Source organism: Kitasatospora sp. Xyl93, assembly GCF_055383135.1.
The window spans coordinates 3,125,327-3,143,827 of record NZ_AP029185.1 but is presented as its reverse complement, the minus strand read 5'-3'; the positions used below and the strand labels follow the sequence as shown (position 1 = coordinate 3,143,827).

Here is an 18,501-nt window from a genome sequence, read left to right as displayed (position 1 = left end):
CCGCCCGCCCGGACCGAACGGAGGCCGACCGCCCGTGGTCTACACCGACTTCACCAAGTACAGCCACGCCCAGCTCCGCACCATGGCCCAGGCCCTCGACCCCGGCGCGGTGATGGCCGCCGGCGACCCCTGGCGCAGGGCCGCCGACACCCTCAAGCAGATCCGCCTGACCCTCACCAAGGCCAGCACCGAAGCCGCCACCTCCTGGGAAGGCACCACCAGCGACGCCTTCCACACCCGCATGCTCACCCTGGCCGCCAGCATCAACAACGCCGCCGCCTACGCCAACGACGCGGCCAACATCCTCCACAACACCTCCGAGGCCATGGCCAAGGCCAAGCGCGACATGCCCGAGGAACCCGGCAACTGGGACAAGGTCAAGGACACCGTCGGCGACGCCCTCTTCGGTGACGAGGACGAACACATCCCCCTCGCCGACCGCAAGAAGGCCGAAGCTGCCGCCATCATGCAAACCCTCGCCATGCACTACCGCATCGCCACCCCGGCCCTGAAGCCCCCGCCGTCGTACGACCCGAAGAAGCCGCCGGTGAACCCCGGGGGACGGGACGACTTCTCCGACCAGACTGCCAGTGATCAGAGTGCGTTCGTCGCGGCGGGCGGAGTGATGACCGGAATGGGCGCCGGCAACCTGCAATCGGCCGGGAGTCCCTACGGCAAGACCGCAGATGCCCCGCCGACGCCCCGGAGCCGTAGCGTGAGCAGCGGCGGTGTCGCTCCCAAGTCGTCGACAGCCTCCGGAGGCGCACCGATTCCGTCCGAACCCGGGATCAAGGGCGGAACAGCCAAGGCCTCGGGAAAGCCCGTGGTGGTGGCCAACAGCGGTGCGGGAACCGTAGTCGACGGCGTGAACACTGTTTCGAAGCCCACGGTGCCCGGGCCGTCGCCTGTCGGTGTCACGGGTACTCCGGCTCCCACCACGCCTGGACCGCAGACCGGTCCTGGGCCCTCGTGGCTCGGCTCCGGCAAGGGAGAACCGACACCCGGACCGTTCTCCGGCGGACGGGAGAAGCAGGCACTCGTCGAGCGGGGGACGACTGGCCGGAATGACCAGCGGGGAGGGCCGGGCGAAGTTCGCGGCGGCCCTGCACGGAGTGCCGAGGGTATCCACGGAGGCAGCCCCGGTCCGGTCGGCCCAGGAGCGGGCCGAACAGGCGGCACCGTGGTGGGCGACGGTCGGCGACCGGCACCTGGCGGCAAGGCGCCTGCGGGTGAAGCGACCCCCGGCGGCAGGCGGCCCTTCACGGAGGGCGGTTCCGGTCTGGGGCAGCGCAACCGGCCTCGGGCGGAGGCGTCCGGCGCCGCTGGAACGTCCTCGGGGACGGCAGTCCCGTTCGGCGGGACTCACGGCCGTACCAAGGACAAGGAGAAGGCTCGCAAGCGGCCGGATTATCTGGTCGAGGACGAGGAGACCTGGGCGTCGGGGGAGTCCGCCAATTCGAACGTGGTGAAATGACCCTGGTCCTTCTGGAGACCGGGTGATTCGATCGGGGCCCTCGTGGTTCGTGGACCACAGGAGCTACCGCTGTGCTGAGTGGGGTGACCAGCCTTGGGACACTGGCGGCTTCGGCGAGGGGCGGCTGCGCTGACGGTTGGCGGCCTGGTCGCTGCGCTGGGGGCGGGGCCGGTCTCTGCGGACGGTATCCGTGACGCGCAGTGGGTGCTGGTCGGCTACCAGGCCGACAGCGCGCTGTGGCCGGTGTCGCAGGGCAGCGGCGTCACCGTCGCGGTCATCGACAGCGGAGTGATGAAGGACCATCAGGACCTGGTCGGCCAGATCCTGCCGGGCGCCGATTTCACCGGCGAGGGTAGCGACGGCACGGTCGACAAGGATGGCCACGGAACCGGGATGGCCAGCCTCATCGCAGGCCACGGACACGGTGGCAACGCGGGGATCATGGGCCTGGCGCCCAAGGCGAAGATCCTTCCGGTGCGGGTGAGTTGGACCTCCGCGGACACCGTGGCGCAGAGCGGCCTGGCGAAGGGGATCCAGTTCGCAGTGGACCACGGTGCCAAAGTGATCAACATGTCGATCGGCGGCTACTCGGGGACCGATCAGGAGACCAGGTCAGCCGTCAAGTACGCCGTCGACCATGATGTGGTCCTCGTCGCGTCCAACGGGAACAGCGGACAGCCGGCCGTGCCGGTGGAGTACCCGGCTGCGTTCCCGGGTGTGGTGGCGGTCGGCGCGGTGGACCGGCAGGGACACCTGTGGGAGAAGTCGACGTACGGACCGGAGACCACGCTGACAGCGCCCGGAGCGGAGGTCTACCGGGCGAGCGCGAAGTCCTCGGCAGGGTACGGGGTTGCCAACGGCACCTCGGACTCCGCCGCCTACGTGTCCGCCACTGCGGCGTTGATCAGGGCGAAGTACCCGAGCCTGTCGGCCGGGCAGGTGGTCAATCGGATGATCAAGACGGCCACTCCTCCGGCTGACGGGTCTGCGGTGCCCAGTGACCGGTACGGATACGGGGTTCTGGCGCCGGCGAAGGCGTTGGAGGCGAATCCGGCCGTGGACGGTGGGCCTCGGGAGAATCCGTTGGTGGGGCGGAAGGAGTCGCAGGGGGCGCCGCCGGTGGACGGGCCGACGGACGGGGCGTCGGAGGAGGCTGTCGCCCCGGGGGCCGAGGGCGGCGGCAGCCGCGGGAACGGGGTGGGGGGCATCATCGGGGCGGCGGCCGGGGGTGTGGTGCTGGTGGTCGGGCTCGTCGTGGGGCTCGTGGTGCGGGGGCGGCGGAGGCGGGGGGACGGGCGGCCGCCGTACGGGGCGCCGTATCAGTGAGTGGCGAGCCATTCGTCGCGTAGGGCGGCCATCTGGAGGACGTCCCAGTAGCGGCCGTCCCACTGGTGGGCCTGGCGGGAGCGGCCTTCGAGGGCGAAGCCGGACTTGCGGTAGGAGTGGGCGGCGCGTTCGTTGTACTCGAAGACTTCGAGGTGGACGCGGTGGAGGCGGATGGTCTCGAAGGCGTGGCGCAGGACCAGGAGGGTGGTCTCGGTGCCGATGCCGCGGCCGGTGCTGTCCGGGGTGAGGGCGATCCGGAAGCCGGCGGAGGAGTTGTCGGGGGCGACGTCGGTGAGGGCGGTCTCGCCGAGGAAGCGGCCGGTGGCGGGGTCCTCGACGGCGAGGTCGAGGCGGTCGGGCTGCTCGGCGCGGGTGGTGCACCACCGGTGGATCTGGTCGCGGGTGAAGGCGGTGCGGGTGCCGGTGAGCCGGTTGGTCGCCTCGTCGGTGCAGAGTTTCCACATCGGGTCGGTGTGGCGTCCGTCGAGGGGGACGAGCCGGACGGTGGGGCCGTGCAGGGTGGGCTTCACGGCGAGGGCGGCAAGATCGGCGGGATCGGCGGCGTCGGCGGTCATGGTCCTCAGGATGGACGGTCGGGTTCGGTTCGTCCACGTGTTTTGTCCGGGCGGCGGGTGCGCACCGGGCTGGAGCGCACGGGGGGAAGGGGGCGGGCGGCGGGGGAACGCGCCGGATGAGTGCGCCGGGGGTGGCAGCATTTCGGCGACCGCTGGCGTCATTGCCGCTGGTGGAGGCACACCGGTGGCGGGGATGCTGGGCGCATGAGTACTCCTGAGAGCACGCCGATCGCCGTGGACGCCGCCGACGACGGGATCGTCCCGGATACCAAGGACTGGACCTGGGTGCTGGAACGCCCCTGCGCCGACTGCGGGTTGGACACCCCGCGGGTGGTCCGGGAGGACGTCGCCGGGATGGTCCGGGCTAATGCGCAGGGCTGGCTGACGGTGCTGGCGGGGGACGTGGACGGACTGCGCCGGCGGCCGGCCCCGGGGGTGTGGTCGGACCTGGAGTACGCGTGCCACGTCCGGGACGTCTTCCGGCTGTTCGACGTCCGGCTGAACCTGATGCTGGACCAGGACGGTCCGCTGTTCCCCAACTGGGACCAGGACGGGACGGCCGTGGCCGAGCGCTACGGGGAGCAGGACCCGCGGGTGGTGGCCGGAGAGTTGGCGGCGGCCGCGGAGACGCTGGCGGCGGCCTTCGAGCGGGTGGCCGGCGAGCAGTGGGAGCGGACCGGGAGCCGCAGTGACGGGGCGCGGTTCACGGTCGAGTCGTTCTCCCGGTACCTGATCCACGACCCGGTGCACCATCTGTTCGACGTGACGGGCGAGCGGGTCTGAGGCCGGTCCGGGGACGTCCGGTCCGGAGGCGTCCGGGCCGGGCCCGGCGGGGGCGCGGGGTCACCAGCCGGAGGCCTCGCGCAGCATGGTGCGGCGCAGCCGTCCGGCCACGCTGGCGGCGTCGGTGCCGATGACGTCGGCGATCTCGGGGGCGGCGAGGCCGACGACGTAGTGCAGGATCGCCAGGTCGTCGTCGGCCGGGTGCCGGTCCGGGTCGGGGGTCGCCTGGCGGGTGTGGTGCGCGACGGTGCCGCGCAGGATCTCCCAGGCGTGCGCGGTCGGGTTGGAGCTGCCCATCAACTCCCGCCAGCAGGCCGCGATTTCCGCGAAGGCCTGCTGGACGGCGGTGGCCGCGGCACTGTGCTCGGTCAGCCACACGCGCGCGTAGCTGAGGTACCGGGGGCGGTGGAGTTCGCAGAACGCGGTGAACTCCAGTGGTACGTCCGCCGGCTCGCCGGGCCCCGGGGGAGGTTCGGCGGAACTCTCGTGACGGTTGGTCATCTCGGCTTCTCGAAAAGGGAGATGGACTTCTGACGGTCGATCATCTGTGCTCACTCTACGGTAGGCCCTCGGTGCGCTGGGTGACCAATCCGATGGAATGCCCGGAACCCGCCGCCGCCAGGCCGGTTCCGGTGGCGACCGGGTGCGGTGTGGCGGCGGGACGGCTGGGCTGGAGGCCGGCGACGGCCGGCCGGGCAGTACTGCGCAGTGGCGTGGGGATCGTAGGTGCGAGCGTGTCGAAGCTGGTCAGATGGTGTAGGACGGCTGTGACTGCTAGGCAGTTGATGTGCCACCGTAGGCCCTGAGGCGGCTGGCGTCCACGCTCAGGGCGCGAACCTGCGGTCGCACAACCACCCGCACAACCGCGCTCACGATCATTGCGAAGATCACCACGGACGGAGGCACGGTCGTCACCGCGATGACGCCCGTACGCGTGGCGGTCGGCGGGCGGGGGAGGCGGGCCCGGAAGGCGCGCGGGAGGGGCGTGCGTGAAGGCGTGCGCGAGGGAGCGCGCCGCAGGTGCCGTCGGTGTGGTGTGTCGACCGCGCCCCGGCGGTCTGGACGGGACCGGCCGGGGCGGGAGGGCGGGCGGAGCGGCCGCCGCCCGTTCAGGAGGTCGTCCGGGCCTCCCGGGGGGAGATCCGGTCGGCGGCGGTGTCCCGCTCGATCTGGGTCGGGAAGGCCTCGACGGCCCGTCGCCGGGCCGCCTGCGCGGCTGCGGCGGCAGCGGCAGCGGCAGCGGCAGCCGCGGCCGCAGCCGCCGTGGCTGCTCCGGCGGCGGCCTCCTCGTGGTCGCACCGGTGCGCCGCGCCCGCGGCCTGCCCGCCGCCGGAGGGCCCGCCACCGGAGGGCCCGCCACCGGCAAGGGCGCCGGAGGCGTGCCCGCCCCCGGTGAGCGCCCCGCCCGCGAGGGCTCCGGCGGGGTGCCCCCCGGCGGGCTGTTCCGGGTCGCGTCGCCGGCGGCCGAGCGCGGCCCGGGCGGCGTGGTCCTCGGCGGCCTGTCTAGCGGCCAGGTAGGCCTGTACGGCGGCCATGCCGTAGACGGGTTGGATGAGCTGGTGGCCCTTGAAGAAGGGCCTGGCCGGGGCGAACCCGGCGGCGACCACGAGGTCGCGGATCTCTGCTATCTCGGCCTCACTGCGGGCGGTGAAGCGGACCTCCCAGCCCTTCTTGTACGTATGGCCCTTCTCGCCGCTGCGACGGGCGGGGTCCGGGCGGCGGACGTATCCGGGCAGACGGCCGAGGCGGAGCTGGGCCGCGCGGAGGCCGGCGGTCTCGTCACGTGACATGACGTAAGCCTAGGCAATCCCCGGGGCGGGATTGACGCCTCGGGGGTCCCTCGCCGTATGCCCTTGGTCACGCTGGGTCAGACGACCAGGTCGGCGATCGTTTTCGATCACATATGACAACCTGATGAGCGTCAATTACTCCAAATGAGTGAGGGTATGAGGACTTTAGTGCGAGCTGATCCCGGTTTCGCGACGGTTGGGTAACAGTGCGTCAGGCGGCCGGTCGCGAGTCCGAACGGTTGGGGATGGTGTCGGCATGAGCTACCGGATTCCGACGCCGCCGCCGTCCCTGGAGGAGCTGGCGAAGCGTCAGCAGAACGTCGTCACCGCGAGCCAGTTGCGCGCCCGGGGCGTGCCGGCCCGGATCATCACCGAGCACTGCCGCCGGGGCGGCCCCTGGCAGCGGATGCTGCCCCGGGTCTACCTGTTGCAGGCCGCCGGCCCCACCCCGGAGCAGCGGATGTGGGCCGCGCTGCTGTACGCCGCGCAGAACGGCCGCGAGGAGGGCCGCCGGGAGGGCGCGGTGATCACCGGCGCGGCGGCGCTGGCGCTGTACGGCTTCGCCGTCGCGCCCCGGCTGCCCGCGGTGACCGGGGTGGACGTCCTGGTGCCCCGGCAGCGCCGGCTGAAGGACGTCGGCGAGGTGCGGATCCGGCGCACCGAACGGGAGTTGGAGGCCCGCTCGGTGCACGGCCTGGCCTGTGCGCCGGTGGCCCGGGCGGTGGCCGACGCGCTGGTGGAGTGGACCGCGGAGCCGGGCGACTCGGCGCCGGTGCGCGAGGTGCTGCGGGAGGCCGTCGCCCGGCCCGCGAACGGCTGCACGGCGCGGGAGTTGGTGGTCGAGCTGGCCGACGCCGGGCTGACCGACGAGCCCCGGGTACGCGCGGCGCTGGACGAACTCCTGGCCACCGAGCGGGACTTGGCGCTGGAGCGGCTCGGCCGCCTGGCGGCCGAGTGGCTGCTGCCGACCCCGCTGAACGCCCCCGAGCTGCGGATGCGCGGCGGCACGTACATCGCCGTGCCGGACCTCTACTGGCCGGAGCGGGGCGTCGCGGTGGAGGTGGACTCGGAGCTGCGCTGCGTGAGCGAGGGGGAGGCCGCCTGGGTGCGCGGCGGCCAGCACCGGATGGAGTACCTGGGCATCCGCGTGGTGTACGTCTCCGGGGCCCGGTTGGCGGCCGACCCGGACGCGGTCGGCGGCGAACTGCGCGAGGCGTACCGGGTCGGCGGGACGGACGTGGTGCAACTGCTGGTGGTCTGAGCGGCCGACGTGCGGCCACCCGAACCCCACGTCATCCGGCATCCGCTACGAACGGACCACCGGGGTGCCGACCAGCTCGACCCCGGCCGCCCGCAGCTCCTCCAGCGCGGCGGCGGTGGTCTCCGGGGCGACCCCGGCGGTGAGGTCCAGCAGCACGCGGGTGGTGAAGCCGGCCCGGGCCGCGTCCAGCGCGGTCGCCCGGACGCAGTGGTCGGTGGCGATGCCGACCACGTCGACCTCGTCGACCTGCCGCTCGCTCAGCCACTCCACCGGACCGCGGTTGTTCTCGTCCAGCCCTTCGAAGCCGCTGTACGCCGCCGAGTAGGCGCCCTTGTCGAAGACCGCCTCGACCGCGCCGGAGATGACGGCCGGTGCGAAGTTGGGGTGGAAACCCACGCCCTCGGTGCCGGCCACGCAGTGCGGCGGCCAGCTGTCGACGTAGTCCGGCTCGGCGGAGAAGTGGTCGCCCGGGTCGATGTGGTGGTCGCGGGTGGCGAGGATGTGCTGGTAGCCGGGGGTGGCCTCGGCGATCAGGTCGGTGATGGCGGCGGCCACCTCGGCGCCGCCGGCGACGGCCAGGCTGCCGCCCTCGCAGAAGTCGTTCTGCACGTCGACGACGATCAGTGCCCGGTGCATGGCTCGCATCCTCGGATCTCGGGGGCCCGCGGGAGGCGGCGCCCCGGTGGGGGAGCCCTCGGGAGTACGCGGCCCGGCCGTGCCGGGCGCGGGGGGTTCTCGGGGAGCTCCGGGGGAACTCGGGAACTCTACGGCTGACTCTAGGGAGTGGTGCGCGGGGGCGGAAGCCCCGCGGCCGTCTTCGGACTCGCGTCCGCGGGGCGAACGACGGGAGCGCGAAGACGGGCCCCTGGGGCCGGTCCGGCGGACCGGCCCCAGGCTCCGGTCAGAGGGCCGGCCCGGCGGGCAGGACCAGTTCGGTCGGCAGCACCGGGTCGCCCTTGGACAGCTGGGTGGCCGACAGCGGCAGCGCGGCGCGGGCGCGCACGTGCCGGTCGCGGGCGGCGCTCAGCGGCTCCCGGCCGACGGTCTCGCCGCCCCGCACCAGCGGCACCTGCACCAGGTGCGGCCGCAGCTCGTCCGGGACGGGCCCGGTGCCGACCACCTCGGCCTCGGCCACGCCGTCGGCGTCGGGCCGGCGGGCCGCCCACTTGCGGCCGCCGATGCTGGTCTTGCCGCCGGCCGCGCGCTTGGCCACCGGCACCATCGGCCCGCCGTCGGTCTCGGCCCGGGCGACGAGCTTGTAGACCATCGCGCAGGTCGGGTGCCCGCTGCCGGTGACCAGGCTGGTCCCGACGCCGTAGCCGTCCACCGGGGCGGCGGCCAGGGCGGCGATCGCGTACTCGTCCAGGTCCGAGGTGACGATGATCCTGGTCCGGTCGGCGCCGAGCTCGTCCAGTTGGCGGCGGACCCGGTGGGCCAGCAGGGTGAGGTCGCCGGAGTCGATCCGGACCGCGCCCAGTTCGGGGCCGGCCACCTCGACCGCGGTGCGCACGGCCTCGCGCAGGTCGAAGGTGTCGACCAGCAGCGTGGTGCCCTTCCCCATGGAGGCGATCTGCGCCTTGAAGGCGTCCCGCTCGCTGTCGTGCACCAGGGTGAAGGCGTGGGCGGCGGTGCCGGTGGTCGGGATGTCGTGGGTGAAGCCGGCCTCCAGGTCGGAGGTGGCGGCGAAGCCGGCCACGTAGGCCGCCCGGGCGGCGGCGACGGCGGCCTGCTCGTGGGCCCGTCGGGCGCCCATCTCGATCACCGGGCGGCCACCGGCGGCGGCGGTCATCCGGGAGGCGGCGGCCGCGATGGCCGAGTCGTGGTTGAGGATCGAGAGGATCACCGTCTCCAGGATCACCGCCTCGGCGAAGCTGCCCTCGACGGTGAGCAGCGGCGAGCCGGGGAAGTAGACCTCGCCCTCGGGGTAGCCGTGGATGTCGCCGCGGAAGCGGTAGTCGGCGAGGAACCGCAGGGTGTCCTCGTCGACGACGTCCTGGTCGGCCAGCCAGTCCAGCTGGGCGGTGCTGAAGCGGAAGTCCTCGACGGCGTCCAGCACCCGGCCGGTGCCGGCCATGACGCCGTAGCGGCGGCCGCTCGGCAGGCGGCGGGTGAACACCTCGAAGACGGAGCGGCGGTGCGCGGCCCCGCTGCGCAGGGCGGCCTGCAGCATGGTGAGCTCGTAGCGGTCGGTGAGCAGCGCGGTCGAGCCGGCCGCTCGCACGGAAGTGGCGTCCATACGGATGATGCTACTACCACTTAGCGTCAGATTGACGATTTCTCCTCGAGCGCGCCGGGTCGGAATCGCCCGGGTGTCCCCCGGATGGCAGCATGGGGCATGAGGGGTTACGGACGACTGTGCAGCGAGGAGGACCGGGGTGAGCGTCGCGCCCGTGGAGATCGAGCGCCCGGAGGTCGAGGGGGTGCCGGTGACCGAGCCGGACACGCCCTGGGTGACCATCGTGCACAACGACCCGGTCAACCTGATGAGCTACGTCCAGTACGTCTTCCAGGCCTACTTCGGCTACCCGAAGGACAAGGCCCGGAAGCTGATGATGGACGTCCACACCAAGGGCCGGGCGGTGGTCTCCAGCGGTTCCCGCGAGGAGATGGAGCGCGACGTCCAGGCGATGCACGGCTACGGCCTCTGGGCGACGCTGCAGCACGACTGACGCCGGGCCGACCGGCGCCGGCGGGACGGGAGCCGACCCGACCGGTGCGGTGGCGGCCGGCTCCGGTGCGACCGGTGCCGGACCTCCGGCCGTACGACCGACGACGACGAAGACGGGCTGACCGATACAGATGGCTGGGTTGTTCGAGAGCACCGGCGGTGGTGGCGCGGCGATCGCGCTGGACGAGTGGGAGGCCTCCATCCTGCGCTCGCTGGAAGTGCAGTTGCTGGAGCTGATCGGCCCCGGCCCCGGCGCGGAGGGCGACGACCCGCTGGCCGCGCTGTTCGCCGAGGGCCCGACCGAGGCACCCGCCGACCCGGTGCTGGCCCGGTTCTTCCCGGACGCCTACGGCGACCCGGAGAAGCCGGAGGACGAGGAGGCCAGGGTCGCGTCGGGCGAGTTCCGCCGCTTCACCGAGCTGGACCTGAGGGCCCGCAAGCGGGACGACGCGCTGTTCGTCGTCCGGGCGCTGGACGGCCTCGGCGACGGCGGGGTGCTCAAGCTGGCGGCGCCCGACTGCCGGCGCTGGCTGGGCGCGCTGAACGACCTGCGGCTGGCGGTCGGTGTCCGGCTGGAGGTCACCGAGGACGACGAGGACGGCCTCTACGACCTGCCGGACGGCGACGAGCGCAAGCCGCTGGTGATGGCGTACCTGTGGCTGGGCGCCCTGCAGGAGTCGCTGCTGGAGGCGATGGCGGACTGACCTCGGGGGAGTGATCCTGCCCGATTCCGGGCAAGCCCCGGCCGTTTCGTCCAGAATGTGGACGATTGGCCGGGGCATTTCTTATGAAAATCGGACAAACCATACCAGGTTATGCTCAAATAACGCTCAGATGGACACCGCTATCCGAACTTCGCGTGGTACGACTTCTCCACCCCCGAGACCGACCAGGACGGTGCGCATTGGCCGAGAAGTTGTACGACGAAATGGTCGACAGCCCAGAGAACGCGGAGGGCTACGAGCGCGGGCTCGGCAGCCGCCAGATCCAGATGATCGCGATCGGCGGCGCGATCGGCACCGGCCTGTTCCTCGGCGCCGGCACGGCGATCTCCCGCTCCGGCCCCAGCCTGATCCTCTCCTACGCCGTCGCCGGCCTGGTGATCTTCGTGATCATGCGGGCGCTCGGCGAACTGCTCACCTACCGCGCGGTCTCCGGCAGCTTCGCCGAGTACGCCCGGGAGTTCCTCGGCCCCTTCGCCGGTTACGTGACCGGCTGGACGTACTGGCTGTTCTGGGTCGTCACCGGCATGGCGGAGACCACCGCCGCCGCCGTCTACGTGCGGTTCTGGGCGCCCGACATACCGCAGTGGATCAGCGCGCTGACCTTCCTGGTCCTGCTCTACGCGGCCAACCTGATCTCGGTGAAGCTGTTCGGCGAGATCGAGTTCTGGTTCTCCATGGTCAAGGTCACCGCCATCATCGGCATGATCCTGATCGGCGTCGGAGTGCTGACCCTCGGCTTCAGCAAGGCCGGTGACACCGCGTCGCTCGGCCACCTCTGGCAGGACGGCGGATTCTTCCCGCAGGGCATCGGCTCCACCGTGATGACCCTTCAGATCGTCATGTTCGCCTACCTGGGCGTCGAACTCGTCGGCGTCACCGCGGGCGAGAGCGAGAACCCCGAGAAGACCCTGCCGCGCGCCATCAACACCCTGCCCTGGCGGATCGCGCTGTTCTACATCGGCGCCCTGGTGGTCATCCTCTCGCTCGTGCCGTGGACCGAGTTCCAGCCCGGCGTCAGCCCGTTCGTCGCCGCCTTCGGCAAGATCGGCATCCCGGCGGCAGCCGGCATCATCAACTTCGTGGTGCTCACCGCGGCGCTCTCCTCCTGCAACTCCGGGATGTACTCCACCGGCCGCATGCTGCGCGACCTCGCGCTGAGCGGCCAGGCCCCGGGCCGGCTCACCCGGCTCAACGCCCGCCGCACCCCGGCCTTCGCGATCACCGTCTCCAGCCTGCTGATGGGCGTCGGGGTGGTGCTCAACTACCTCGTCCCGGCACGGGCGTTCGAGTACATCACCTCGGTCGCCACGGTCTGCGGCCTGTGGACCTGGGCGATGATCCTGATCTCCCAGATCCGCTACCGCCGGGCCTGGCGGGCCGGCCGCCTGCCGGCGCCCACCTTCAAGGCGCCCGGCGGCTCCTGGGTCAGCTGGGCCGCGCTCGCCTTCCTCGCCCTGGTCGTGGTGCTGATCGGCCTGGACCGGGACAACCGGATCTCGCTGTTCGTCTTCCCGGGCTGGGCCCTGCTGCTGGTGGTCGGCTACCAGGTGCTCAAGCGCCGCGCCCCGCAGGCCGTCCACGGCGCCGCCGTGGCCCCGGTGCCCGCCGGCGACGGGAACGTGGACACCCGCTGACCGCGCCTCGGACGCCCCGGCGGACCCGCGCCGGGGCGTGGCTATCCTGGCCCGCATGCTGACCATCACCCGAGAACTCCGCGACCGGATCGTGGCCCACGCCCGCGCCGACCACCCGGACGAGGCCTGCGGCGTGGTCGCCGGACCGGCCGGCAGCGGACGGCCCGAGCGGTTCATCCCGATGCTCAACGCCGCCCGCTCGCCCACCTTCTACGAGTTCGACTCGGGCGACCTGCTCAAGCTCTACCGCGAGATGGACGACCGGGACGAGGAGCCGGTGATCGTCTACCACTCGCACACCGCCACCGAGGCCTACCCCTCGCGCACCGACGTGAGCTACGCCTCCGAGCCGTTCGCCCACTACGTCCTGGTCTCCACCGCCGACGGCAACGGCGAGGAGGACCCGTACCAGTTCCGCTCGTTCCGCATCGTGGACGGCGAGATCACGGAGGAAGACGTGCAGGTCGTCGAGGCCTACCCGGCCTGACCGGCACACCCGCCGAAGCGGCCCGCCGACCCCCTGCAAGGGGCCGGCGGGCCGCCGTCGTCTCAACCCGGGAAACACGAACATCCGGATCCCGAGACGGGCATGTCTAAGCGGGGCCGGGAATCTATACGATGAGTCCATGCGTTCCGTCGATGTGAGCAACCAGGCCCCGGGCACCCGCCTCGTGGCGCGCCTGCACATCGACCTGTGCCGGCACGCCGGCGCGATCTGTCCCGGCACGCCCGCGCGCTCGCGCTGAGAGCCGCGTCACCACCTCACCCGGGCCCGCCGCCCCCGGCGACGCCGATCCCCGGGGCGCCCGCCCTGCCGCGTCCGCTGCGGCCCACCCACTTCACGACTCGCACAGGAGCGCACTCATGGCCATCGAGGTCCGCATCCCGACCATCCTCCGCACCTACACCGACGGCGCCAAGGCCGTCGAGGGCAACGGCAGCAACCTCGGGGAGCTCTTCACCGACCTCGACGCCCGGCACCCGGGCATCGCCGCCCGCCTGGTCGAGGGCGGCGAGCTGCGCCGCTTCGTGAACGTCTACCTGAACGACGAGGACGTCCGCTTCCTGGAGGGCATCTCCACCGCCCTGGCCGACGGCGACAGCGTGACCATCCTGCCCGCCGTGGCCGGCGGCACCCGCTGACCTCCCGGCTCCCCCCGCCACCGCAGCGGCGGGGGGAGCCGCCCCCTCCACCCCCACCGCCCCGGCCGGAGGCCCCCTTGCGTTACGACAGCCCGCTCGAAGCCGTCGGCAACACCCCGCTGGTCCGCCTGCCGCGGCTGTCCGCCGCCGTCCCCGGCAACGCCGAGGGCCTGGTGAGCCTCTGGGCCAAGCTGGAGGACCGCAACCCCACCGGCTCGATCAAGGACCGCCCGGCCCTGCACATGATCGAGCGCGCCGAGGCCGCCGGCCGGCTCACCCCCGGCTGCACCATCCTGGAGCCCACCAGCGGCAACACCGGCATCTCGCTGGCCATGGCCGCCAAGCTCAAGGGCTACCGGATGGTCTGCGTGATGCCCGAGAACACCAGCGAGGAGCGGCGCGAGCTGCTCCGCATGTGGGGCGCCGAGATCATCCCCTCCCCGGCCGCCGGCGGCTCCAACACCGCCGTCCGGATGGCCAAGGAGATCGCCGCCGAGCACCCCGACTGGGTGATGCTCTACCAGTACGGCAACCCCGACAACGCGGGCGCCCACTACACCGGCACCGGCCCCGAGATCCTCGCCGACCTGCCGACCGTCACCCACTTCGTGGCCGGCCTCGGCACCACCGGCACCCTGATGGGCGTCGGCCGCTACCTGCGCGAGAAGGTCCCCGGCGTGAAGATCGTCGCCGCCGAACCGCGCTACGACGACCTGGTGTACGGGCTGCGCAACCTGGACGAGGGCTTCGTCCCCGAGCTGTACGACGCCGAGGTGCTCACCACCCGCTTCTCGGTCGGCTCCGCGGACGCCGTCCGACGCACCCGCGAACTCCTCCGGCACGAGGGCATCTTCGCGGGCGTCTCGACCGGCGCCATCCTGCACGCGGCGATCGGCGTCGGCCGCAAGGCGGCGGCCGCGGGGGAGCGCGCGGACATCGTCTTCGTGGTCGCCGACGGCGGCTGGAAGTACCTGTCCACCGGCATCTACACCGCCGAGTCCACCGAGGCCGCGGTCGAGGCGCTGCAGGGCCAGCTCTGGGCGTGACGCCCGTCAGCGCCGCGGGGACGGCTCCGCGCTGACGCCCGTCAGCGCTGCATCGCCCGCCGGGCCCGGGCCCAGACCTGCCCGTCCACCGTGCCGGACCGGCGGCGGAACGCCGACAGCGGCACCTCGCGCAGCTCGTCCGTCTCCAGCCAGCTGGTCCGGCCCTGCCGGTCGCCCACCGACCCGGGCGGCAGCGGCAGCACGCCAGGACGCTCGGCGCGGTGCCTGCTGGTGATCTTCGCGACGGTGGCCGTCCGGCCGTGCACCCGCAGCACCAGGCACGGGCGGTCCTTGGAGCCGGGCCCGTCCTCGAACGGCACCTCCGCCCACCAGATCTCCCGCGGCTGCGGGGCGCCCCCGGTCCGCGGACCGGTCGGCCCGGCCGGGCGCGGGGCCGGGCGCGGGGCCGGACGGGTGCGCCGGACCAGCGCCGCCGCGGCGGCGGCCAGCAGCGCGACGCCCAGCAGCGCCAGGACGAGCCAGGTGGCGGTCATGCCGTTCATGCGGCGAACCGTACCGGGCCGGGGGCGAAGGCCACCAGCGGGCCGACCGGACCGGAGGCGAACGCCACCAGCGCGCAGACCGCGCCGGCCGGTCCTTTGTCCGCACGTTGCTCCCGGTTCGTCACGGAACTGCCACACCGCCCGTTCCGCGCCCGGAGGCCCGGCCGTTCCCGGCGAGGCTGCGTCACGAACGTCCGCCCCCGTCCCCCCGGAGGTGCCCCCGTGACCCCTGGCCCCGAGCTGTGGTCCTACGCCGAGATCGCCCGCCACCTCAACGTCCGGCGCGAGACCGTCCGCAGCTACCGCAGGCACCGGCTGCTGCCCGACCCGGACGTCGTCGACGGCAGCGGACACCCGCGCTGGTACCCGTTCACCATCCGCACCTGGGCCCGCAACCGCCCCCGGCGCCGCTGATCCCCGGCCCGTCAACCGCCCGCGCCCCCGCCCCGGGCGTTCTGGTGATTCCGCCCACAGCCCGGCACGGGGACGGGGGCAAAGTGCCGCTCCGCCCTTACCCTCGACACACCAACGCAGTGCCACCGGCCGGTCCACCGGGCCCGGCCTGCCGTTTTCCATGCTGTTTTCCACCGGTGCCGGTGGAGGACGGCGATGCCGTTTTCCAGCAGCAGCCAGGATGTGTCGGGGCGGAGGGGCTCGGATGAAACTGACCGTGGTGGGGTGCTCGGGGAGCTTCCCGTCCGCCGACTCGCCCTGCTCCAGCTACCTGGTCGAGGCCGACGGCTACCGCGTCGTCCTCGACCTCGGCAACGGAGCCCTCGGCGCCCTCCAGAACTACACCGGCCTCTACGACGTCGACGCCGTCCTGCTCAGCCACCTGCACGCCGACCACTGCGTCGACCTGTGCGCCTACTGGGTGGCCCGCAACTACCGCGCCGAGGGCTGCCCCGAACTGCTGCCCGTGTACGGCCCGGCCGGCACCGCCGAGCGGCTCGCCCGCGCCTACGACATGCCGGAGAACCCCGGGATGAAGGAGGTGTTCGAGTTCCGCGCCCTCACCCCCGGCAGCTTCGAGCTCGGCCCGTTCCGGGTCGGCGTCGCCCAGGTCAACCACCCCGTCGACGCCTTCGCCTTCCGGCTGGAGCACGACGGCCGCTCGCTGGTCTACAGCGGGGACACCGGCGAGAGCGCCGAACTCGTCGAACTCGCCCGCGACACCGACCTCTTCCTCTGCGAGGCTGCCTACATCGACGGCCGCGACACCTACCGGGCCGTCCACCTCAACGGCCGCGAGGCGGGCGAGCACGCCGCCGCGGCCGGCGCCCGCCGCCTCGTCCTCACCCACATCCCCCCGTGGACCGACGCCGAGCACAACCGCCGGGACGCCGCAGCCGCCTACCCCGGGCCGGTCGAGATCGCCCGGGCCGGCGCGGTGTACGAGATCTGAGCACCCCCGCGGGGCCCGGGCGCCGGTGCGACCGGGCGGATCGCGCACCGGTCACCCCACCGGCGTCAGCCAGTGCCGGTAGCGCGGATCGACGCCGGACACGGCCGCCCGGTAGGCCTCCCGCAGCCGCCCGGTCACCGGGCCGGGCGATTCGGGCAGGGCACGGTCGTCCAGCGCGCGGACCGGGATGACACCGGCCGCCGTACCGCAGACGAACAGCTCGTCCGCCGCGTAGAGGTCCGAGCGCAGCAGGCCCTCCACCCGCACCTCGACACCCAGGTCACGGGCCAGGGTGAGCAGGGTGTCCTGGGTGATGCCCTCCAGGGCGCCCGCGCTCGACGGGGGAGTGCGCAGCACCCCGTCCCGGACGGCGAACACGTTCTCCCCGGTGCACTCGCTCACCGCGCCGTCCGGCCCGAGCAGCAACGCCTCGTCGTAGCCCGCGTCGTTGGCCTCCCGGCGGGCGAGCACCGAGTTCAGGTACGGGCCGGTGGCCTTCGCGGCGGGCGGCACCGCGTTCGGGTCGTTCCGCCGCCAGCTGCTCGTCTTCAGCGTGATCCCGCCCTCCCCCTGCGGGAGTTGGCCCCGCCACTCCCAGCTCGCGATCGACACGTCGACCGGCGAGTGGCGCATGTCGATGCCCATCGTGCCGTAGCCGAGGAAGGCGAAGTGCCGCAGGTAGCAGTCCTGGTGGCCGTTGGCGCGCACCAGCTCCACCGTCGCCCTGGTCAGGTCGGCGACGCCGTACGGGAGGTCCATCCGGATCATCCGGGCGCTGCGGTGCAGCCGGCGCAGGTGCTCGGGCAGCCGGAACACCGCCGGGCCGTCCGCCGTGGCGAACACCCGGGTGCCCTCCAGCACTCCCGTGCCGTAGTGCAGGCCGTGGGCGAGGACGTGCACCCGGGCCTCCTGCCAGGGCACCAGGGCGCCGTTCCACCAGATCGTCGAAGCTTCGGGGATAGCCATGCCGGACATCCTGCGCGCAGCCGGCCCGCGGGTCAGCCCGTCGGAGCCGACCGGAACCGGTCATGACCGGGAGCGGAAACGCCGTACCGCGACACGGACTTCACCCCCCGCCACGGCCCGGCCCGCCGCCGTCTCGCGGAGCGGAAACCCCCGACCGCCCCCGCCCCGTCCTCACTAGGCTGCGCCGATGGAGAGCCCCACCGGCACCGACGCCACCCAGCTCTACGCCCGGCTGCTCGCCGAACCCGGCCGGGCGCCCGAGTCCCTCCGCCCCGACTGGGCCGCCCCACGGCTGGCCGCCGCCACCGCCGAACTGCGCGCGCTCGGCCTGCTCCAGCCGGCCGCCGGCCCCGGGGGCGCGGACGACGCCCCGGCGGACACCGCGGTCTCCGTGGACACCGCCGTACGCCAACTCCTGCTCGACGCCGACGCCCGGGTCACCGACCTGGTCGGCGCACTGCGCCGGGCCCGCGACTCCGTCGACCGGCTGCACACCGGCTACCTGCCCCTCCAGCAGCGCCACCGCGCCGACACCGGCCTCGAACTCGTCCGCGGCGCCGACCGGATCGCCGCCCTGCTGGAGGACGCCGCCCGCGGCGCCCGCACCGAAGCCCTCTCGCTGCGCCCCGGCCAGGACCTCTCCGGCCCCGCCCTGGCCGGCAAACTCGCCCGCGAACGCCTCGCCCTCGCCCACGGCGCCGCCCTGCGCACCATCTACCCGGCCGCCGCGCTGCGCCGCCCCGCCGTGCTGGCGCACGTCCGGGAGCTGACCGGGGCCGGTGCCCGGATCAGGGCGGCGCACTCGCTGCCGCTCTGGCTGATCGTGGTGGACGCCCGGCTGGCGATCCTGCCCGCGCCCGGCGCCGGGCCGGACGGCTGCCCCCAGGGTGCCGGGGCGGCGGTGGTGGTCCGCGAACCGGCCCTGGTGGCGCTGGTCGCGGAGCTGTTCGAGTACTTCTGGTCCGCCGCCTGGACGCCGCCCGAACTGGGGCCGGGCGAAACGGAGATGACGGATCGTCAACTCGCCGTGCTGCGCCTGCTGGCGGCCGGTCTGACGGACGCGGCGATCGCCCGCAAGCTGGAGGTGTCGGAGCGTACGGTGCGCCGGCTGGTCGCCGAACTGACCGCCGGCCTGGGCGCGGAGAGCCGCTTCCAGGCCGGCGTGCACGCCGCTCGGCGCGGCTGGATCTGAGGCCCGCCCG

22 protein-coding genes are annotated in these 18,501 nt (G+C 73.3%); 14 read left to right on the top strand and 8 right to left on the bottom strand.

Annotated elements, in window-relative coordinates; all coding sequences use genetic code 11:
* Window positions 1–34: 34 nt before the first annotated feature.
* Both ACZ5GH_RS13890 and mycP read left to right on the top strand, forming a co-directional pair.
* On the top strand, window positions 35–1,474 hold the full coding sequence (locus tag ACZ5GH_RS13890; protein ID WP_464334407.1) for a WXG100 family type VII secretion target: 1,440 nt from the start codon (window positions 35–37) through the stop codon (window positions 1,472–1,474).
* A 204-nt stretch (window positions 1,475–1,678) separates the two neighbouring features.
* Complete coding sequence (gene mycP, locus ACZ5GH_RS13885; protein WP_387756899.1) at window positions 1,679–2,800, top strand: type VII secretion-associated serine protease mycosin; 1,122 nt, start codon at window positions 1,679–1,681, stop codon at window positions 2,798–2,800.
* Here the strand turns inward: mycP and ACZ5GH_RS13880 are convergent.
* Window positions 2,794–3,375, bottom strand: a complete 582-nt coding sequence (locus tag ACZ5GH_RS13880) for a GNAT family N-acetyltransferase (protein WP_464334406.1) — start codon at window positions 3,373–3,375, stop codon at window positions 2,794–2,796. The two genes, mycP and ACZ5GH_RS13880, sit on opposite strands and share 7 nt — an antisense overlap.
* Window positions 3,376–3,579: 204 nt before the next feature.
* Between ACZ5GH_RS13880 and ACZ5GH_RS13875 the strand changes: the two genes are divergently transcribed.
* The gene (locus ACZ5GH_RS13875; RefSeq protein ID WP_464334405.1) at window positions 3,580–4,158 is read left to right on the top strand and encodes a DinB family protein; all 579 of its coding nucleotides are present in this window, start codon (window positions 3,580–3,582) and stop codon (window positions 4,156–4,158) included.
* Window positions 4,159–4,218: 60 nt separating this feature from the next.
* Here the strand turns inward: ACZ5GH_RS13875 and ACZ5GH_RS13870 are convergent, their stop codons facing one another.
* Window positions 4,219–4,659 carry an RNA polymerase sigma factor gene (locus ACZ5GH_RS13870; protein ID WP_387756902.1) on the bottom strand — a complete coding sequence of 147 codons (441 nt, stop codon included), beginning with the start codon at window positions 4,657–4,659 and terminating at the stop codon, window positions 4,219–4,221.
* Between the two features lie 608 nt (window positions 4,660–5,267).
* Window positions 5,268–5,948, bottom strand: a complete 681-nt coding sequence (locus ACZ5GH_RS13865; protein WP_387756903.1) for a hypothetical protein — start codon at window positions 5,946–5,948, stop codon at window positions 5,268–5,270.
* 256 nt (window positions 5,949–6,204) lie between these two features.
* On the opposite strand from ACZ5GH_RS13865, the gene ACZ5GH_RS13860 reads away from it, so the two are divergent.
* Window positions 6,205–7,209: a hypothetical protein gene (locus tag ACZ5GH_RS13860; RefSeq protein WP_387756904.1), complete on the top strand. Its 1,005-nt coding sequence runs from the start codon at window positions 6,205–6,207 to the stop codon at window positions 7,207–7,209.
* Between the two features lie 45 nt (window positions 7,210–7,254).
* Here ACZ5GH_RS13860 and ACZ5GH_RS13855 read toward each other — a convergent pair whose 3' ends face one another.
* Window positions 7,255–7,845: an isochorismatase family protein gene (locus ACZ5GH_RS13855; RefSeq protein WP_387756905.1), complete on the bottom strand. Its 591-nt coding sequence runs from the start codon at window positions 7,843–7,845 to the stop codon at window positions 7,255–7,257.
* 265 nt (window positions 7,846–8,110) lie between these two features.
* A complete protein-coding gene (locus tag ACZ5GH_RS13850) occupies window positions 8,111–9,445 on the bottom strand; it encodes a nicotinate phosphoribosyltransferase (RefSeq protein ID WP_464334404.1) in 1,335 nt (444 codons plus the stop codon).
* A 139-nt stretch (window positions 9,446–9,584) separates the two neighbouring features.
* Here ACZ5GH_RS13850 and clpS point away from each other — a divergent pair, with 139 nt between their 5' ends.
* The 7 genes from clpS (at window position 9,585) to ACZ5GH_RS13815 (ending at window position 14,425) form a co-directional block, all read left to right on the top strand.
* A complete protein-coding gene (clpS, locus tag ACZ5GH_RS13845) occupies window positions 9,585–9,878 on the top strand; it encodes an ATP-dependent Clp protease adapter ClpS (protein WP_049654313.1) in 294 nt (97 codons plus the stop codon).
* Window positions 9,879–10,008: 130 nt separating this feature from the next.
* Window positions 10,009–10,581, top strand: coding sequence for a DUF2017 domain-containing protein (locus ACZ5GH_RS13840; protein ID WP_387756907.1), 573 nt, complete (start codon window positions 10,009–10,011; stop codon window positions 10,579–10,581).
* Between the two features lie 224 nt (window positions 10,582–10,805).
* The gene (locus ACZ5GH_RS13835; RefSeq protein WP_464336827.1) at window positions 10,806–12,236 is read left to right on the top strand and encodes an amino acid permease; all 1,431 of its coding nucleotides are present in this window, start codon (window positions 10,806–10,808) and stop codon (window positions 12,234–12,236) included.
* Window positions 12,237–12,291: 55 nt separating this feature from the next.
* Window positions 12,292–12,723, top strand: coding sequence for a M67 family metallopeptidase (locus ACZ5GH_RS13830; RefSeq protein WP_464334403.1), 432 nt, complete (start codon window positions 12,292–12,294; stop codon window positions 12,721–12,723).
* Between the two features lie 139 nt (window positions 12,724–12,862).
* The gene (locus tag ACZ5GH_RS13825; RefSeq protein WP_317621128.1) at window positions 12,863–12,982 is read left to right on the top strand and encodes a putative leader peptide; all 120 of its coding nucleotides are present in this window, start codon (window positions 12,863–12,865) and stop codon (window positions 12,980–12,982) included.
* A 118-nt stretch (window positions 12,983–13,100) separates the two neighbouring features.
* Window positions 13,101–13,379 carry a MoaD/ThiS family protein gene (locus tag ACZ5GH_RS13820; protein ID WP_464334402.1) on the top strand — a complete coding sequence of 93 codons (279 nt, stop codon included), beginning with the start codon at window positions 13,101–13,103 and terminating at the stop codon, window positions 13,377–13,379.
* A 77-nt stretch (window positions 13,380–13,456) separates the two neighbouring features.
* Window positions 13,457–14,425: a PLP-dependent cysteine synthase family protein gene (locus ACZ5GH_RS13815; RefSeq protein ID WP_387756910.1), complete on the top strand. Its 969-nt coding sequence runs from the start codon at window positions 13,457–13,459 to the stop codon at window positions 14,423–14,425.
* 41 nt (window positions 14,426–14,466) lie between these two features.
* On the opposite strand, the gene ACZ5GH_RS13810 is transcribed toward ACZ5GH_RS13815, so the two are convergent.
* Together ACZ5GH_RS13810 and ACZ5GH_RS13805 are read right to left on the bottom strand one after the other, a co-directional pair.
* Window positions 14,467–14,928: a type II toxin-antitoxin system PemK/MazF family toxin gene (locus ACZ5GH_RS13810; protein ID WP_387756911.1), complete on the bottom strand. Its 462-nt coding sequence runs from the start codon at window positions 14,926–14,928 to the stop codon at window positions 14,467–14,469.
* A complete protein-coding gene (locus ACZ5GH_RS13805) occupies window positions 14,925–15,053 on the bottom strand; it encodes a hypothetical protein (RefSeq protein ID WP_387756912.1) in 129 nt (42 codons plus the stop codon). Before ACZ5GH_RS13805 ends, ACZ5GH_RS13810 begins: the two co-directional genes overlap by 4 nt.
* A gap of 97 nt (window positions 15,054–15,150) precedes the next feature.
* Here ACZ5GH_RS13805 and ACZ5GH_RS13800 point away from each other — a divergent pair, with 97 nt between their 5' ends.
* The gene (locus tag ACZ5GH_RS13800; RefSeq protein WP_387756913.1) at window positions 15,151–15,342 is read left to right on the top strand and encodes a MarR family transcriptional regulator; all 192 of its coding nucleotides are present in this window, start codon (window positions 15,151–15,153) and stop codon (window positions 15,340–15,342) included.
* A 244-nt stretch (window positions 15,343–15,586) separates the two neighbouring features.
* Window positions 15,587–16,333: an MBL fold metallo-hydrolase gene (locus tag ACZ5GH_RS13795; RefSeq protein ID WP_464334401.1), complete on the top strand. Its 747-nt coding sequence runs from the start codon at window positions 15,587–15,589 to the stop codon at window positions 16,331–16,333.
* 51 nt (window positions 16,334–16,384) lie between these two features.
* On the opposite strand, the gene ACZ5GH_RS13790 is transcribed toward ACZ5GH_RS13795, so the two are convergent.
* Window positions 16,385–17,299, bottom strand: a complete 915-nt coding sequence (locus ACZ5GH_RS13790) for a branched-chain amino acid transaminase (protein ID WP_464334400.1) — start codon at window positions 17,297–17,299, stop codon at window positions 16,385–16,387.
* 187 nt (window positions 17,300–17,486) lie between these two features.
* Between ACZ5GH_RS13790 and ACZ5GH_RS13785 the strand changes: the two genes are divergently transcribed.
* On the top strand, window positions 17,487–18,491 hold the full coding sequence (locus ACZ5GH_RS13785; RefSeq protein WP_464334399.1) for a helix-turn-helix transcriptional regulator: 1,005 nt from the start codon (window positions 17,487–17,489) through the stop codon (window positions 18,489–18,491).
* Window positions 18,492–18,501 lie beyond the last annotated feature (10 nt).